The sequence below is a fragment of the Glaciecola nitratireducens FR1064 genome (genome assembly GCF_000226565.1).
Taxonomy (GTDB): domain Bacteria; phylum Pseudomonadota; class Gammaproteobacteria; order Enterobacterales; family Alteromonadaceae; genus Glaciecola; species Glaciecola nitratireducens.
In genome coordinates, this window is the sequence record NC_016041.1 from 2845257 (window position 1) to 2861297 (window position 16041).

General features: G+C 43.7%; 12 protein-coding genes. 8 read left to right on the top strand and 4 right to left on the bottom strand.

The genetic code is table 11. The features are described from left to right. Positions 1-16: 16 nt before the first annotated feature. Positions 17-1102, bottom strand: a complete 1086-nt coding sequence (gene lpxL / locus GNIT_RS12255) for an LpxL/LpxP family Kdo(2)-lipid IV(A) lauroyl/palmitoleoyl acyltransferase (RefSeq protein ID WP_014109548.1) — start codon at positions 1100-1102, stop codon at positions 17-19. A 68-nt stretch (positions 1103-1170) separates the two neighbouring features. Next, positions 1171-1434, bottom strand: coding sequence for a DUF3081 domain-containing protein (locus GNIT_RS12260; RefSeq protein WP_014109549.1), 264 nt, complete (start codon positions 1432-1434; stop codon positions 1171-1173). Between the two features lie 331 nt (positions 1435-1765). On the opposite strand from GNIT_RS12260, the gene GNIT_RS12265 reads away from it, so the two are divergent. The 8 genes from GNIT_RS12265 (at position 1766) to GNIT_RS12300 (ending at position 12961) form a co-directional block, all read left to right on the top strand. Then, positions 1766-4039 carry an acyl-CoA dehydrogenase gene (locus GNIT_RS12265; RefSeq protein ID WP_014109550.1) on the top strand — a complete coding sequence of 758 codons (2274 nt, stop codon included), beginning with the start codon at positions 1766-1768 and terminating at the stop codon, positions 4037-4039. A 273-nt stretch (positions 4040-4312) separates the two neighbouring features. Continuing rightward, positions 4313-6358, top strand: a complete 2046-nt coding sequence (locus GNIT_RS12270) for a putative bifunctional diguanylate cyclase/phosphodiesterase (protein ID WP_014109551.1) — start codon at positions 4313-4315, stop codon at positions 6356-6358. Between the two features lie 46 nt (positions 6359-6404). Further along, positions 6405-6986 (top strand): thymidine kinase, encoded by a 582-nt coding sequence (locus GNIT_RS12275; protein ID WP_014109552.1) that lies wholly within the window; start codon positions 6405-6407, stop codon positions 6984-6986. A 182-nt stretch (positions 6987-7168) separates the two neighbouring features. After that, positions 7169-8389 carry an acyl-CoA dehydrogenase family protein gene (locus tag GNIT_RS12280; protein WP_014109553.1) on the top strand — a complete coding sequence of 407 codons (1221 nt, stop codon included), beginning with the start codon at positions 7169-7171 and terminating at the stop codon, positions 8387-8389. Continuing rightward, the gene (locus tag GNIT_RS12285) at positions 8389-9459 is read left to right on the top strand and encodes a phosphotransferase family protein (protein ID WP_014109554.1); all 1071 of its coding nucleotides are present in this window, start codon (positions 8389-8391) and stop codon (positions 9457-9459) included. The genes GNIT_RS12280 and GNIT_RS12285 overlap by 1 nt, the downstream gene beginning before the upstream one ends. 8 nt (positions 9460-9467) lie before the next feature. Beyond that, positions 9468-10226: an SDR family oxidoreductase gene (locus tag GNIT_RS12290; RefSeq protein ID WP_014109555.1), complete on the top strand. Its 759-nt coding sequence runs from the start codon at positions 9468-9470 to the stop codon at positions 10224-10226. Positions 10227-10307: 81 nt separating this feature from the next. Continuing rightward, positions 10308-11180 carry a bile acid:sodium symporter family protein gene (locus GNIT_RS12295; protein ID WP_014109556.1) on the top strand — a complete coding sequence of 291 codons (873 nt, stop codon included), beginning with the start codon at positions 10308-10310 and terminating at the stop codon, positions 11178-11180. A 53-nt stretch (positions 11181-11233) separates the two neighbouring features. Next, positions 11234-12961: a serine hydrolase gene (locus tag GNIT_RS12300; protein ID WP_014109557.1), complete on the top strand. Its 1728-nt coding sequence runs from the start codon at positions 11234-11236 to the stop codon at positions 12959-12961. A gap of 82 nt (positions 12962-13043) precedes the next feature. Here the strand turns inward: GNIT_RS12300 and GNIT_RS12305 are convergent, their stop codons facing one another. Both GNIT_RS12305 and GNIT_RS12310 read right to left on the bottom strand, forming a co-directional pair. Further along, positions 13044-14795, bottom strand: a complete 1752-nt coding sequence (locus tag GNIT_RS12305; RefSeq protein ID WP_014109558.1) for a monovalent cation:proton antiporter-2 (CPA2) family protein — start codon at positions 14793-14795, stop codon at positions 13044-13046. Between the two features lie 125 nt (positions 14796-14920). Beyond that, positions 14921-15913 (bottom strand): calcium/sodium antiporter, encoded by a 993-nt coding sequence (locus tag GNIT_RS12310; RefSeq protein WP_014109559.1) that lies wholly within the window; start codon positions 15911-15913, stop codon positions 14921-14923. Between the last annotated feature and the right edge of the window lie 128 nt (positions 15914-16041).

Sequence of the window (16041 nt, forward strand, 5' to 3'; positions counted from 1 at the left end):
CATCCCTAAGTTGAAACTACTTGTACAAAGACTCAGGTGCATTTTCAGGCCTGGTTTTAAAACGCTTGTGCATCCACAAGTAGCTGTCTGGCTGCTGATTGACTATCGCTAACACATCTTCGTTAAGTTTAGTCAACGCAAGCTCTTGGTTCTTATCGGCCAAATACTCGATTGGTGTACCTATTTTTACTTTGTAACCCTTTTTGCTGTATTGCGACACAACCATTAGCGGTATGCAGTTAGCTCGATTCGCAAACATAAGCGTTGCTGTGGTCGTTGCCGTTTGCTCAACACCACCAAAGGGAACAAATATACTGGTATTTTTGCCATAGTCTTGATCAGGGAAATACAAACAAAATTCATTTTCGTTCATGGCTTGAATAAGCGCTTTAGCATTGCGTTTATCAATCATGTATTTATTTGAACGATTACGACCGTGATACTGCATATAATCGATTAGGGGGTTGTTATGCTTGCGATAAAAAGCAATGCAAGGGTAAGCATAACCAATAATGCGACAGCCAATTTCCAAATTAACGTTATGCAAGGTTAAGCCAAATACGCCCTTCCCCGACTCGAGCACCTTGAGCGCATTTTCCAGACCTTCAACTTCGGCATGACGACGAACCCGCCACTCGGGCCACCACCAACCCATGCCAGTTTCGAATAAGCCCATTGATGTACGAAAAATATTATCCTTTAATACCTTTTCACGTTTTTGTACAGACCATTGGGGATAGCAAAGCTCGAGATTGCGTCTGGCAATTTGAATGCGTTTGGGAACGAAAACAGTAATGAGTTTGGCGATGACTCTCGCTAACAATTTAATGATGGACAAGGGTAGCCAAGTAACAATGTAAAGCAAAGCAGCGCCGAACCATACACCCCAATACTTCGGATGAAAGAACGCAGCAGTGAAGCGAGGTGCCATGACTGTTTTGACGGGTTTATAGGGCTTTGCTGATTTAGGCGATTTTTGTGACGCAGCTGCGGCATCTTGCTCATTTGCCGTCGTGTGTTCTGACACAACTACGCTCTGTTCAGCGTTTACTGCTCCCTTTGCGTAGTTGTTATTCTTGTTATTCGTTTCAGGCGTATCCACAATAGACTCATTGACGTATTTTTCGTTATTCTACAACGTCACAGCGAGCATATAAAGCAAGACTGAGCCTATTCATATTCTTTATCTATGCTCTCTAGTTTTTTTTCAAACGATTCATAGTTGCCAGGGCTGTCGTAGTCAAAGTGGTATTGGTTATGAAAACCGTAGCTAAGTTTAACCAAAGCATCTTCCAAATAAAGCGTGTAACCATCGAAATCAGTAAACGCTTTTATGCCGTTTAAGTGATATGAACCGTCATCGTGGTGCTCTCCATGTTGACGAATTTTCTCGAAGACTCGAAGTATCATTTTACTGTCTAAACTATTTTTCATTTTTTTCCCTTTGCGCTTTTTTGAACTACATCGCAGTATTCAATTGATATTGTATAAACCAAGTCAAGTATGTACTCATAATAGTTTATTACGACGTTCTTGCATGCACATTGATACAGCCAATGCCAAGTTACAAGATCAGAATTATCACAGCAGCCATTATCATGACTAAAAGTTTGCGTCCCCTTTTTATCAGTAAATACGCTATATACACTGCTGTCATTGATTACTTAGATTTAATTGCGCACTTTTTAATCAAATATTTTTGATCTTTACTTATTTTCATGTAGTATAGATTATTCAACTGGTCAGATGAGCGGATAAGTTAATTATGAGTATTAGAACAAACCTTAAAAAAGTGTTACCACCAATTTCAGTCACAGAGCAAGAAGCATTAGATGCTGGCGACGTGTGGATTGAATCGTCTATTTATCAAGGCAAACCTGACATGCATGCCCTGCGCAGCCTTCCTCAAGCAGTATTGCGCGCAGACGAGCAAGCTTTCTTAAACGGTCCGGTTGTTGAGCTGTTAACCATGATCGACGAATTCGAACTCGGTAACAGCAAACACATTCCACAAGAAATTATCGATTTCCTTGGTAAGAACAAATTTTTCTCAATGATCATTCCAAAGAAATTTGGTGGTCTTGAATTCAGCCCTTTCGCAAACTCGACAATTGTTGCCACTATTGCAGCAACGAGTGGCGCAATAGCCGTTACGGTAATGGTACCGAACTCTTTAGGCCCAGGCGAGCTGCTAATGCATTATGGTACTGAAGCCCAGCAAAATTACTGGTTACCTAAATTATCAGTTGGCGAAGACATTCCATGTTTTGCCTTAACAAGCCCAGAAGCAGGCTCTGATGCTGGTTCAATTCCAGATGCAGCGATTGTGACTAAAGGCATGTGGGAAGGCAAAGAAGTTGTCGGCCTTAGCGTTACTTGGGACAAGCGCTACATTACGCTTGCACCAATCGCGACAGTGCTTGGTTTAGCATTCAAGGTATTCGATCCTGAGCACTTGCTAAGCGATAAAGTTGAGCGCGGCATTACATGTGCACTTTTACCAAAATCTCACCCAGGTGTTGAACTAGGTAATCGCCACGACCCAATGGGCGTGAAATTCTATAATGGTACAACTCGCGGCAAAGATGTATTCATTCCAATGGACTTTATCATTGGCGGCGAAAAGAACATCGGTCGCGGTTGGCAAATGCTAGTGAGCTGCTTAGGTGCAGGTCGCGGTATTTCATTACCAGCAATGGGCGTTGCATCTGCGCAGTCTGCATTTAAATCAACTGCTGAGTACTCTTTTGTACGTGAGCAATTTGGTGTGCCAATCGGCCGTTTTGAAGGTATTCAAGATAAGCTAGCCGATATTGCGGGTAAAACATTCTTACTTGAGTCAATGCGTGTATTAACTACCGAAGGTTTGGGCGAAGGTCTATCTCCGGCAGTAGTAACAGCAATAGCTAAATATCACATGACTGAGCTAGGTCGTGACGTACTGAATTCAGCCATGGATGTACAAGCCGGTAAAGCCATTCAGCGTGGGCCTCAAAATACATTGGCAAACGGTTATGCTGCGCTACCAATCGCGATTACGGTTGAAGGTGCAAACATATTAACGCGTAGCTTGATGATTTTTGGTCAGGGCACAATGCGTTGTCACCCACATTTGAAAGAAATGGTTGACCTGATCCACAGTGATGACAGCAAAGCTGATGCAGAATTTAACAAGGTACTTGGTAAGACAATCAAGTTCAGCGTTAATAATGCGTTTAGAAGCATGGCAAATAGTTACTTACCGTTTTTACGTTCAACAGAGTCGAACTTCCCAATCGTTCGTCCTTACGAAAAACGTGTAAATGCACTTGCTGCTAAACTTGCACCGCTTGCCGATTTATCATTGTTAGTACTAGGCGGCGAACTGAAGAAAGCGGAATTACTGTCTGCTCGTTTAGGCGACGTAATGAGCTACTTGTACGGTGCAATGGCATCAATTCGTTTCTTTGAACAGCGCGTTAAAGACCGTGCACAAGCTGAAGCCTACTTCCGTTACGCAATGGAGTGGTCACTTCAACAAGCAGAAAAAGCGATTGTTGATTTCATCAATAACTTCCCGAATACACCAACGCGTGGTTTGATGAGATTATTGACCAATACTTATACGTCTTCAGTCAGCCATATTTCTGATGACTTGGTACGTGAACTGTCAGCAGCATCAATGCAAGACAGCAGTATCAAAGAACAGTTAACGCACCTTGTTAAGGTAATGCCAGGCGACGGAAACGATATCAACGAACAAGCATTTAAAGCGAAGCACGCTGCAATGCCGTTGTTGTCGAAAGTACAAAAAGCCCTACGCAAGTCACCTGTTGTGCCATTCATTTCGTTTGAACACGCGGTGAATACAATGCACACAGCGGGTACCTTAACTGACGCAGAACGCACAACATTGTTAGAATACAACGATAAACGTAAGCTTTCTGTACGTGTTGATGAGTTTACTTTTGACATGGAATTATTAAGTGCGGAAGAGACTGACGGTCCAAGTGCAAGCAACACCGCGGTCAAAGGCGATAGCAACACCGAAGCAGCGTAAACTCTGGTGTAAATGTTTTAAAATGCAGATTAGAAGGCGTCCCATAGAGGACGTCTTTTTTATTTAATGCGAATATTAGATTGACTCACCCTTCACATGTTTGCATTATCAACGTGTAAAGCAGTAGCAAATGGAATCATTGCCTAGTAATTTATTATAGAGTCGAGTATTGCCAAGAAGTAGAGTGTCGCATTAATCAAGTTATCAACCGAATATTGCGACATTATGTTGAGGCAATTTTATAGTTAAAAGACACGACCAACAGGCAGATTAATGCGTCACAGCGATATTTATAATTCAACAAAACAAGATACAAAAGCTCGATTGCAGCTCCTCAATGGGAATGCGTTGGGAGGCTTAGCGATTACGCTGTTGTGCATGGCAGTTTTTTGTTTTGGTTTTGAAAGTGATGAATACCAACAAACAAAGACGACTATTTTTATTGCGTTACTTTGTTCTCATACTCTGCGTTTATTCGAAAATTTATATACAAAAGCTCAAATCAAAAAAGATAACTTCAATGTTCGCGCTGCCGCGGTCCGATTTACCCTAGGTATCATAGTAAATAGCTGTATTTGGGCAACTTATAGCATTATGCTAGCGCTACACATGCAAGACACGGAGATTTTAGTTACGACTATCGTTTTGTCCGCACTTGCGGGCGGAACAACCACGATCCTTGCAGCTTCAAGAAGCTTATCCATATTTTATATATCAAGCTTAATACTTCCTTTTGCGATTATGGGCTTTTTTAGTCAATATAGTTACTTTCCTCTCATTTCATCATTAGGCATTGGATTTTGGGCCGTAATGGTGATTTCGTCGGGGCACGCAAGTAAATTTGTTACAGAAACACTCGCGCTAAAAAACAAAAACGCATCGCTGTTAGCACTAATGGATGTTGAGAAGAAAGAAGTGGATCGCGTAAACCGTGAGCTTTTGTCAGTTAATCAGCAGTTGGACAATTACAATCACTTGCTCGAGAGTAAGGTAGATAAGCGGACTGAAGAAATTTACCGGCTCTCGAATTTAGATCCCTTAACTAGCTTAATGAATCGTAATGCCTTTTTACAAAGTTTAAAGAAAACCCTGCAAAGCAATTCGAATAACAATCCTCATTCCACTGAACAATACGCCCTCTTATTTGTCGACCTCGATGGTTTCAAAGATGTCAACGACGGCTTTGGTCATAAAGTGGGTGACTCCGTATTAAGCGAAATTGCCATGCGCTTGCAGGAAGTGGAAGTACTGATGAACTTGGACAACAGAGCTGAAAACTTACTGTGCCGTTGGGGTGGAGATGAATTTTTAATTTGCACCAAGTACTTAGGCGAAACCAACCTTTCTAGCTTAGTGAAAGACATTATGACCAGTATTGTCTGCCCTATCTCCATTGCCTCTAATGAAATTACCCTTGGCGCAAGCATCGGTATCGCGAAGTACCCCGACGACAGCAAAGAACCGCATGAATTAATCCAATATGCCGATATCTCGATGTACTATCAGAAGAAACATCAGAAAGGAGATGCGACCTATTTCTCTCCCGCCTTGTTCGACGACTTTCAACATGACCAAGTTATTCGTGATGGTTTAAAAAGCGCCCTCGCTAACAATGAATTTTCGCTAGTGTTTCAGCCCATTGTTGATATCCAAGAACATGCTCCGTGGGCAATTGAAGCCTTGTTAAGATGGGAACATAAAGGCAAAAGCATCTCACCTGCAGAATTTATTCCGATCGCAGAAAAGTCGGGACGTATTATCGAGATTGGCGCATGGGTGTTACACCAAGCATGTGGCATTGCTGCCAAATGGACGTTTACGAATAAGCCATCAGTGTCGGTTAACGTGTCTTCACTGCAATTATTAGATTCGCAGTTTATTGACCTTATTGACGAGGTTTTAGAGAATACTGGACTACCAGCAGATCGCCTGCACTTAGAAATCACGGAAAGCGTGATGCTTGAAAACGGAGAACTTGCGCAATCCCAGTTAAAAGCAATTACCGAGCGCGGCATTCACGTATCAATCGACGATTTTGGTACCGGTTTTTCATCCTTAAATCAACTGCAAACCATGTCGTTCGATGTTATCAAAATTGACCGTAGCTTTTTACAGGCCCTCAATAAAAAAGATCTCACCATTATTTCCGCAACAAAGTTAATCGCTGACGAATTCCAAGCCATAACGGTTGCTGAAGGAATTGAAACCGAAGAAGAATTGGCTGTTCTAAAAGACTTAGGAATTAGGTATATTCAAGGTTATCTATTTGCGCGGCCTATGAAAAGTGACGAACTCAGCACTTGGGTTGACAGTTTTTAAGCCATCTGAAAAGAACCATGCAACAACAATATAAGAATCACGATTAATGGCACAGCTTTACTACTACTACTCGGCAATGAACGCCGGCAAATCAACCTCACTACTTCAGTCTGCATACAACTACAAAGAACGTGGTATGCATATTACTTTATTCACCGCTGCGCTCGATAACCGCTACGGTGAAGGTAAAATAGCGTCGCGTATTGGACTTGAATCGCCAGCGAATTTATTTACCTCAGAAACCGACCTCTTTGCTGAAATGCGCAAGGAGTGCGACAAACATAAAATCAGCTGCTTGTTTATTGATGAAGCCCAATTCTTAACTAAACAGCAGGTTATACAGTGCCTCAAAATAGTAGATGCACTAAAAGTCCCTGTATTAGCTTATGGTTTGCGCACCGACTTTAAAGGCGATACTTTTGAAGGCAGTCAATACCTACTTGCATGGGCTGATAAGCTTTCAGAGCTGAAAACCGTATGTCACTGCGGACGCAAAGCAAATTTTGTGGCACGTCTCGACATCAACGGCGATCCTATTTCTGAGGGCGCTCAGGTGGACGTGGGCGGCAATGAGAAATATGTGTCCTTGTGCCGCAAACACTTCACAGAAAAAGTGCCGCTTTTGTAGCATTAGTAGCGCTAGTAGCGCTAGTAGCGTTAATATCATTCAAATTTATCAATTAACCCAAATAAAACAAAGTTCGCTGATGTCCGATTATCGTCTAGTATGTAGTTTAGCAATTGAATGTTTTATCAATTCAGTGCTTCTCAATGTAACTACTTTTACACGCTGACAATAAGGGACATCACATGGACTTTTCGCACAATGCAAAAACGCAAGATTATCTCACTCGAATTCGCGATTTCTTAAGCACCCACGTTGCCCCAATTGAACAGCAGGTATATCAAGAATTAGCCGAGCTGAATCCAACAGGCGATTGGACAACTTGGAAAGTACATCCGGCTATAGAGCCCCTTAAAGAGAAAGCAAAAGAAGCAGGTCTATGGAATCTTTTTCTGCCCGATGCTGAGCTTGCGCAAGGCTTAACAACACTCGAATATGCTCCGCTTGCTGAAGAGACAGGACGTTATGTTTTTGCACCCGAAATTTTTAACTGCAACGCGCCCGACACTGGCAACATGGAAGTGTTGTATCACTTTGGTAATAAACAGCAGCAAGATAAATGGCTTACACCGCTATTAACCGGTGAAATACGCTCCGTGTTTGGCATGACAGAACCTGATGTAGCATCATCTGACGCTACCAACATGGCGGCTACTATTGAGTTAGACGGCGATGAATTAGTATTAAATGGCAAAAAATGGTGGACCACTGGACTAGGCCACCCAAATGCAAAAGTGTGCATATTCATGGGGCTGTCAAACCCTGAAAACGACAAGCACAACCAGCACAGTATGGTCCTTGTACCGCTGGACACAGCGGGTATAGAAATCAAAAGAATGCTCACAGCCTACGGCGACTATGATGCGCCATTCGGTCATGGTGAAATGCATTTCACCAACGTGAGAGTACCAAAAGAAAACCTATTAGTTGGCATGGGCAAAGGCTTCGCCATCGCTCAAGGACGCTTAGGCCCGGGCCGCATTCACCATTGCATGCGAGCAATTGGTGCTGCAGAAAAAGCCCTCGAATTAGCGATTAAGCGTGGTTTGTCCCGCGTTGCGTTCGGCTCACCAATTATCAAGCTAGGCGGTAATGGTGAACGCATCGCAATGGCGAGAATGAAAATTGAACAGGCTCGCTTGCTAACACTTCAAGCCGCTTGGAAAATTGACAATTTAGGCGTCAAAAATGCCATGGTTGATATTTCTGCGATAAAAGTTGTGGTGCCACAAATGATGGAAGAAGTGGTTGATATGGCGATTCAAATTCACGGTGGTGCAGGCATGTGTGAAGACTTCCCATTAGCTCGCTTTGCTGCTGGTGCACGTTCATTACGACTAGCCGATGGCCCTGATGAAGTGCACATGGGCATGGTCACGCGCTTAGAGCTGAAGAAATACAGATAATGACAGACAAGATTATTGATAAAGCGGGAGCCGTTCGCCCTGGTGAAGAGCTTCCCGTTGCCTCTCTAGTGGAATGGATAAATATTCATATTCCTGATTTAAAAGGCACACCGACCGTTACACAATATTCAGGAGGCGCTTCTAACTGGACATACTGTCTCGACTTTGAAAACAAGTCGGTCATTCTGCGCCGCCCGCCCGCAGGCACCAAAGCGAAAGGCGCACACGACATGGGTCGTGAGTACCGCCTGCAAAAAGCATTGCAGGAGGTATATCCCAAAGTACCTGAAATGTTGGGATATACTGATGACGAGTCGGTTATTGGTGCAGAGTTTTACATTATGCAAAAGTTTGACGGCATCATTCCTCGTCAAAATATGCCCAAAGGCTTTGTCATTTCTGCAAAGGATACCCGAAAACTCTGTGAATCGGCACTCGACGGTTTAATAGAACTTCACAACGTGGATTACAAAGCCGCCAACCTAACGCACATCGGCAAAGGTGAAGGCTATACACAGCGACAAATTTCAGGCTGGACTGGGCGCTATCAAAAAGCAAAAACGTGGAATGTACCCAAAGGCACGAAAGTGACCGATTGGCTTGCTAACAACATTCCTAAAGATGAAAAAATTTGCATTACTCACAACGATTATCGCTTTGATAACCTAGTACTGAATGCGCAAAACCCTCAAGAAATTATCGGTGTTTTGGATTGGGAATTGGCTACTTTGGGCGATCCCCTCATGGACTTAGGCAACAGCCTCGCATACTGGGTTCAGGCAGATGATGACTGGCTTGCGAGAAGCACTAGGCGCCAGCCAACACATTTGCCTGGCATGATGACACGTAAAGAAGTGATTCAGTATTATTGCGACAAACAAGGTTTAAAAACGGAGGATTTTGCTTTTTATGAAGTGTACGGTCTGTTTCGTTTAGCCGCGATTGTGCAGCAAATTTACTATCGTTATCATCACAAACAAACACGCAACCCTCAGTACAAAAATCTGTGGGTATTTGTACACTACTTGCTGCACCGCTGCAGAAAAATCATTAATAAAAACAATAAATAGAGAGCCTTATGTCATCCACCCTTAGACAAAATATTTTAATCACCGGTGCGAGCTCTGGTTTAGGCAAAGGCATGGCGGTACTTTATGCGAAAATGGGGCGTAACCTCGCCTTGTGCGCAAGACGCGTAGACCGCCTAGAAACGTTAAAAGCAGAGCTGGAAGAAGTTAACCCCAATATCACCGTTTTGATAAAGTCACTAGATGTGAATGATCACGATGCCGTGTTTACTGTTTTTAACGAATTCAAACAGGAAATGGGCTCCCTCGACCGCGTTATTGTCAACGCAGGCATGGGCAAAGGTGCATCAATTGGTACCGGCTATTTTAAAGCTAATAAAGAAACCGCGATCACCAATTTTGTATCGGCAATTGCACAATGCGAAGCCGCTGTTGAAATATTCAGAGAGCAAAACTCAGGTCACCTTGTTACTATTTCATCTATCAGTGCTGTGCGCGGGTTTCGCCGAGCGCTTACCGTTTATGCGGCGACAAAAGCTGCGATTACCTCACTATCAGAAGGTATTCGCATTGATCTGATGCGCACACCAATCAAAGTATCGACCATCCACCCCGGCTTCATTCGCAGCGAAATTAACGAGAAAGTAGAAAAAGTCCCGTTTATGGTCGACACCGAAACAGGCTGCAAAGCAATTATTAAAGCGATTGAAAAAGAAGGCGGAAATAGTTATGTTCCCGCGTGGCCTTGGGCTATTCTTAATCGGATTATGCGCGTGGCTCCTTTATCGTGGCTAGCGAAGATGAGCTAGCGAGAATACTCAGTGAAGCGCAATATCGGTGCATAAACGGTAAATAAGCTCAACTAATAATAATTATAAAGAGACGTCAATTTGCAAGATACTATTTTCACGCAAGTTCTGCTGCCTGCCATACTCGGCGTTATCATGTTTGGTATGGGTTTGAGCCTCGTAAAAGAAGACTTTATTCGTATTGCAAAAGTGCCAAAAAGCGTTGCTGCGGGTTTACTTGGACAGGTCATATTGTTACCTCTATTTGCCTTTGCTTTGGTGACCGCATTTTCGGCACCAATAGAAATTGCGATTGGTTTAATGATTTTAGCGGCCTGCCCAGGCGGCACAACATCAAACCTGATCAGCCACATTGCCCGCGCTAATTTGGCGCTATCGGTGAGCTTAACCGCAATCACTACCGTGATTTGTGTTATCACTACGCCATTTTTGATTAAGTTTTCAATCAATCACTTTACACAAAGCGATACCACTGAATTCTCACTCATTGGTATTTCGATGAAGCTAGTTATTTTGCTAATCGTGCCGATTTCTTTAGGTATGCTGCTGCGCCACTTCTTCTCAAAAGTAGCTAGGCGGGCAGAGCCGTTTTTTAGACATTTTTCAACAATATTCATGTTGATGCTCATTGTGGTCATTGCCTATCAAGAAAGAGAAATGATGCAGGCATCCTTTCCCGACATCTTCTATATTACGTTTAGCTTGAATATTGGTGCGACGATAATGGGCGTGCTGCTAGCTAAAGCCTTCTCTTTGTCTAAAAAAGATGGCCTAACGCTAGGTATTGAAATTGGCACACAAAACGCGTCAATGGCTATGCTGATTGCTATTACCTTTATCGAAAATAGTGCCTATAGCATTGCCGCTGGCATTTATGGCGTCACCATGTATCTTGGCGCGTTTTTATTAGTGGGTTATCATAAGATGACGTTGGCACCTGCAGTAGCAGACTAGCAAAGCACAAAGGCATCACTTAAACGACTCAATTAATATCGGCGGAACCCACTATGAACGGATTGAAGCTCATTAGAATTAGAAAATCCAGTGACTATAGCTGTGTTTCATTGAATAAAAACACAAGCTCAAAGGGCATCATGCATACCAAGTTCCTTGCTGCTTTGTGGGTCCTTCTCGTTACTTTACCCGCAATTTCTCTCGCTTCAGCCCCTCTAAATGATGGCATTATTTTAACAGCGGATATAAGCGAAACGGAGCCTACTCGCTTTGACGCACTTGCCACCAAACAGCTTATGCAAAAAGCGCTACGTACTTTCTATACGCCCGGTATGTCTGTTGGAGTCGTTCATAAGGGCAAGCTTATTTTCTTAGAAAGTGCGGGATTGCGTAATATTGCAGACAATAGCCGCGTTACCCCTGAAACCTATTTTCGACTCGCTTCCACTAGCAAAGCATTCACCGCCGCTGCGATTGGCATTTTAGTCGATCAAGGCAAGCTCACTTGGACCGATAAGGTCACACAGTATCTGCCCAACTTTCAAATGCAGGACGCTTGGGTAACGCGTGAGTTCACCATTAAAGATTTGCTGGTACATCACAGCGGCTTGGTTTCTGGCGCTGGTGACAGCATGATTTGGCCAGAGCCCTCAGGCTTCTCACGCAGCGAAGTCATACACAACCTGCGCTACTTAACGCCACAAACCAGCTTTAGATCACAGTACGCATATAGCAACGTGCTGTACATTAGCGCTGGAGAGATTATCGCCAAAGTGTCTGGTATGAGCTACGGTGATTTCGTTGAAAAATTCATTTTTAACCCTCTTGATATGACCTGTTTCGCTGGCGACATTCCGGCAAAGAAATTAAACAATACGGCAATGAGTTATGCGCATAATGATGAAAAAGGTGTTTATGCAATCCCCAGAAACAGCATTCAGCAAGCACAGCAAATGTCTGTTGCCGCAGGGGGAATTGTTTGCAACGCCAAGAGCATGAGTAATTGGGTTAAAGCGCATTTAGCACCTGACACCCTGCCGTTTTCGAGGGATGTATTGGATGCACTTTGGTCACCAAACACAATTCTCGATGTAAGCGACAGTGAGGAAGCGCTAGACGGTACTTTATTCAATACTTATGGCTATGGCTGGCGCATTGCCGACATGCATGGCTACAAGCTGGTTTCGCACACAGGCACACTCTCCGGTTATCAAGCTTATGTGGCCTTGCTACCGGAACTCGAGGTAGGCGTTGTTGTATTAAATAATGGGTCTAATTACGGAGCTCGTTCCTCAGTGATGCAGCACATTTTGAAATCATTCATTCCAATCCAAAGGCTCCCTGACACAACGCCTAATGATTGGGTTCAGGCCTTCTTCGATCTACAGGCGGAGCAGGAAGCTGAGTATTTTGCCAATTACCAGCCCGTGCCTGAGCCTTCGCTACCGATGCGAGTGAGTCAGCAACAATTAATTGGCAATTATCAAGATACCTGGTTTGGCAGTATGAAAATTACGGCACCTGAAACAGCGAAAGGCCGGCTTAATGAAGGTACTTTGCGCATAGAATCTGAACGCATGATCACGCTCAAGGGCAGCGTCACTCCTTACGAAGGAAACCGCTTCAAAGTAGAATGGGACAATAAAAACGCGGCTTCAGATGCCTTTCTGATAATCGAAACTAATTTTAAAAATGAAGTGACCGGTTTGAAAATGCATCCCTTCGTTGCCGCAGAAAAGGAGCGGCACGAATATCGCGACATGCATTTCTTAAAGCAATAACAATCAAATCTTAGCAAGCAGCACATGAGTTTACGATGAATTCCACTCTCAGGCGTTCATCCTATACATTAAGGGACTGCCGCTAGTCTTGTTTATCCTCTTCAAACAGCTGCTGCAGTTCTTCTCTGCCTTGCTTCGTCTTTTTTATCATATCATTGAGGCCAAGGTTTTCTTTTATTACACGGTCGAGCATTTTGTTGTCGTGCTCAGAAAAAATTGTGGCCATGCCGTCGGCTTGCCCTTGTGTATAGCCATAGGCTTTGAGCACTTCTTTTGATGCAGACAATGCACTGTCAAAAATTTCACGGACAAAGTAGCTCACTCCCAGTTTAGACAATTCAATAGCATGCATTCGATTACGCGCCCGAGCAACTATTTTCACCTTTGGATATTCGTGTTGGACCAGCTTTACAAGCTCGGTAATTTCCTCGGCGTTGTCTATCGCAACTAGCAATACCCTGGCGCTTTCGATGCCGGCTTTCTTTAAGAGGTCAATACGCGTGGCATCACCAAAATACACCTTATTGCCAAACTGACGAACAAACTCGATGTGTTCTGCATCTTTGTCCATGGCCGTAAAAGGAATGCTGTTGGCTGCCAAAATACGCCCCGTAATTTGACCAAAACGACCAAAGCCTGCAATGATTACCTTGGGCTCAGAGGTATCCGTGAAAGAGTCGTAAACTGCGGGACAATTTTTAGTGTTGAAGAACAGACTATAAACAATCACTGCGGGTGAAGTGAGGGCCATAGATAAGCCGACAATCAGGTTCACTTGACCGGCAATAGAGGCGTCCAAAACCGTATTCGACAGGGCTAGCGTCATTACCACGAAAGCAAATTCACCGCCTTGTGATAGCATGATTGCAATGCGCATCGAATCGGTCGATCTTTCTTTAGACACACGTAAAATAGAAAAGATAATCGCCGCTTTCACAATAACTAGCAGTATACTCATGCTCACAATGAAAACAGGTTCATTAAACAGTAGCTGCAGGTCCAAGTTCATCCCAATCGCAATGAAAAAGAGTCCTAACAATAAACCTTTAAAGGGTTCAATTTCCGTTTCGAGCTGATGCTTAAAGCTACTGTCCGCAAGTAAAATGCCAGCAATGAATGCCCCCATGCCCATCGATAGCCCAACTTGGTCCATTGCCATACCGGTCACTAACACAATAAATAACGCAGCTGCTGTCATCACTTCGGAGCTGCCATAGCGCGCTACCACCCTCAGCAATGGGTTAACTAGAAAGCGTCCCACTAGTAATACGCCAACAACAGCGCCCACACTGATGTACCAAGCTGGCGCTGATTCAGTTTGTGCCGAACCGAGCGCTGCTACTAGAAGCAAAATGGGGATAACGGCAACGTCTTGCATCAATAAGATTGAAAAGCCTTTCTGGCCTGGCAGAGTATGCAGTATCCGTTGTTCGTTCATTAATTGAATAGCGAATGCCGTGGAAGAAAGCGCTAAACCAAGCCCAATCACTAAGCTAGCGGCAAAATTAATACCCACTACGTAGTGACAAAATAAACCAATCGCTGCCGCTGATATCAATAACTGCGAACCACCAATAAAAACAATTTGATTGCGCATGCGCCAAAGTGTCGCGGGTTCAAGTTCTAAACCAATCACGAACAACAGCAGCACAACACCTAGTTCGGCAAAGTGTAAAATAGTGTAGGGATCGCTAACGAGATTGAATACAGAAGGGCCAATCACGACGCCGGCAATCAGATAGCCGAGAATGGCGCCGAGTTTAAACTTTTTGAATAAGGGAACAGCAACTAGCGTAGCGCCTAAAAATATCGCGACAGAGCTCAATAAACTCATTTATGGTCCTTGATGGAGAATGTGGAGCCCTGTATTTCAAATCGAAACCTAGAAGCTTTCAACACAGTATAGTCAACATAGCGTTTTTATAACACTGTTGTTGATCATTCACTACGCCTAAGTTCTTAGTTTGGAAAATAGATATAGCTCACCGCGATGTAGGCAAAATATCCGAGCAACAAAAGGCCACCTTCAACTCGGCTGAGCTTGCGGCCACTGAGTAGGAAGATATACAGTAAAATAGATGAGCCTAGCATGACCCATTGGTCAAAGGTTATGACTCTTCCTGCAACAGCAATAGGCTGTAAAATTGCAGACACACCAAGTATGCCCAATAGATTAAAAATGTTGCTACCAAGAATATTGCCAATCGCTACATCTGCATGTTTGCGAAAGGCTGCGATAACTGAAATTGTCAGTTCAGGTAAGGAGGTTCCCACCGCCACTAATGTTAGTCCAATCACAGCCTCTGACACACCCAATCCAATGGCAATACCAACAGCGCCTTTGAGTAAAATCTGGGAGCCTGCTATCAGCAGTGCTAAACCGCCTATCGTTTCAGCAACAGTCCAAATAATCGCTTTAGGTTTTACGGCTATCTGAGTTATCTCATCCTCAGTTACCTCATCCTCAGTTATCTCATCCTCAAGCACGTGAGCCAAAGGCATGTTTGCTTTTTTCTCAGTACGATAAGCCCAAATCAAATAGCCAACGAGCGCACTTAATAGAATAGTGGCGTCAATCCAGCTTAGGCTGCCGTCAAGCACAATTAACATAAATAGACAGCTTGAAGCCATTACCGCCACAGCATCACGGCGAAGTGACAATGCTGAAATAAAAAGCGGCGTAATAGCAGCACAGAGTCCTAAAACTAATAGAATATTCGCAATATTACTGCCAACAACGTTGCCAATAGCAATATCAGGCTGCCCGCTTAACGCTGCACCAACCGACACGACAAGTTCTGGCATTGAAGTGCCAAAACCAACAATCACGAGTCCGGTAAGTAGCGGTGATATACCCGCTCGCATAGAAATACCAAGCGCGCCTCGAATTAGGAAGTTGCCACCAACAGTAAGCAGTCCAACTCCCAAAATGAGATAGAAAACATCTAGCATAAGCACACCCTACTTTTCTCATTCATTCAGATTATTGTTACTTTAAAAGCCAAATTCCCCACCGACAATAGCGAATATAAACATAGGTCACAACGTATATATGTTCGTTTAGCACGGCTACTAGCCGG